Origin of the sequence: Pseudophaeobacter sp. C1-32P7 (assembly GCF_041008775.1) — a bacterium.
Taxonomy (GTDB): Bacteria; Pseudomonadota; Alphaproteobacteria; order Rhodobacterales; family Rhodobacteraceae; genus Phycobacter; species Phycobacter gallaeciensis_A.
In genome coordinates this window covers 1-1856 of sequence record NZ_JAXGFR010000071.1, presented here as the reverse complement: position 1 = coordinate 1856, position 1856 = coordinate 1, and the positions used below count along the sequence as shown (strand labels likewise).

Genomic DNA, 1856 nt, shown 5'->3' with positions numbered 1-1856 from the left:
CGGCGCGCATCTGCATGATCCAGTCCAACCCCGCCACATAGGCGGTGCGCTGTTCAGGGGTAAGCTGATCCGCAGCAGCGGCAGCGGCCAGATTGATCTGAGCGGTCTCATTGACGACAGCAAGGATCCGGCGTCGGCACTCGGCCTTTGCCTCTCCCATGAACAGCACCAGATTCTGTTCGGCCATCTCGGCAGCTGTGGTTATCTTGAGGGTGAAGGTCATGGCTCAGGCCTCCTGAGGTTCAGGCTGCGGTGCAGGCTTGCGGGTGATGGGATCGGGCACCTCCCCTTCGGTGACGGCCAGGACAGGCGTGGCCGAGGGCTGGTGAGCCTCGGCGGTGGACGTGTCATAGGTCCAACGCAGGGACAGATGCAGCTCGCCTCCGATGCGCTCAATGCGGCCTGTGAAGGGATGCTCGCCCTCCGGTTCGGCATAGCCGTCTGCGGGCACGGCGGAGAGGTCATAGGCGACGCCATCCACGGTGATTACTTCGCCGCTGACGCTGGCACTTGTTTCAGGCTGGCCGGGCAGACCGGCTATGCAGTTGAAGGTAATTTGCATGTGAGTGCTCCGTTAGAACCATGTCCCAATGGCTGTGATGCGGTATGTGATGTTGGTTCCTGTGTTGAGGGTTCCCAAACGTCGAACATGCGCTGCGCTGACCGTAGGCGGATCAGTGGTGAACCAGGCGGCCGTATCGGCGGTGTGTCCAGGCAAAACCTGAACCTTAGAGGCGTCCGCAAAAGTCGCTGGGAACGAAACACTTTGCCCAGCTGTGCGATACAGCGCCCCAGACACAATGTTTTGCGCGTCCGTTGATGTCTTCTCACACCAACAAATTTGCGTCCCATCAGCAAAGCGCACGTACTCCCCATTGGCGTTGCTGCCGCGCTCGATCACCGCACCGGTTGGAACACCACCGGATTGGGAGACGGTTCCGACCAAGTTCTTGTTGCTGAACAAGGTAATCCAGTCACCGTCGGGAGCGCCCGCAATGTAGTTGCGCACCGCAATCCCATTGGTTGTGAACATGAGAATTGAAGATCTGTCAGAGGCGGAACGAAACGCCACCAACCCAGGACGATACGCACCATTGTCAGGGGGGCCGTCTATCACACCTCCGCCGCCACCAGCGATGAACTCACAAAATTGCGGGGCAGTGGAGAAATCAGTAATCACCTCCCCCAGACCGCCCAACCCGAACGCCCCGACTTTGAGCAATGCCCCAGAGGTCCGATCAAACCCATTGGCCTGCACGTTTGCACTGGTCACAACCTCTGTCCATTCGGACCACGCGGAGCCATCATTGGCACGGATACGCTCGAACGTACGCACGTTGCCAGGGGTTCCCGTTGAGGCATAACCGTAAATGGCCCGCTGCAATACGGCGGCATCACTATAGATGCTCTGGGAAGTTACCCACGCAAATGGCCCGGGGTTTTCTGACGGCCAAGTGCCTAGATTGCTGGTAGCCACCAGCCCGAATTCACCCGCCGTAGCCTCATCAATATTGTATGCGTCACCCGCTGACCGATAGAAGCCAAACCGGCTCAGCGCAGCAGCAGCGGCCCCATCCATCCGCACCAATTTGCCGTCACCATCAGTATCTGACGCTGAGCTTTGCACCGCAGCCCCGCCGAGGGCGTCGGCCAGAAGCGTGGTAAACTTCCCCTCTGCAGGGGTATCCAGCCCCACGGTGGTGGCATTCAGCGCACCGCCGATGATGGTGCTGCCCGTCTTCAAAAAGTCGATCAGCGCGATCAGCTCCGCCCGGTGGGTGGTGGCAAAGTGCTGGAACAGCGCTGACATCTTGGTGTCAAAGTCCGCCTCGGCCGCCGATCGCTGCGGGATCGGC

At 59.9% G+C, this 1856-nt stretch carries 3 protein-coding genes; all 3 read right to left on the bottom strand.

What is annotated here, in order from left to right:
* Positions 1 to 223: hypothetical protein (locus tag SM763_RS24100; protein ID WP_369000116.1), on the bottom strand; the 223-nt coding region annotated here is incomplete at its 3' end.
* A 3-nt stretch (positions 224 to 226) separates the two neighbouring features.
* Positions 227 to 562: a hypothetical protein gene (locus SM763_RS24095; RefSeq protein ID WP_369000114.1), complete on the bottom strand. Its 336-nt coding sequence runs from the start codon at positions 560 to 562 to the stop codon at positions 227 to 229.
* A gap of 12 nt (positions 563 to 574) precedes the next feature.
* Entirely contained in the window at positions 575 to 1579 is a 1005-nt protein-coding gene (locus SM763_RS24090; protein ID WP_369000118.1) for a hypothetical protein, read from the bottom strand.
* Between the last annotated feature and the right edge of the window lie 277 nt (positions 1580 to 1856).

Bases quoted from the DNA above. Each gene is read 5' to 3' on its own strand.
- SM763_RS24095 (WP_369000114.1), bottom strand. From the start codon at position 562: ATGCAAATTACCTTCAACTGCATAGCCGGTCTGCCCGGCCAGCCTGAA.
- SM763_RS24090 (WP_369000118.1), bottom strand. From the start codon at position 1,579: ATGGATGGGGCCGCTGCTGCTGCGCTGAGCCGGTTTGGCTTCTATCGG.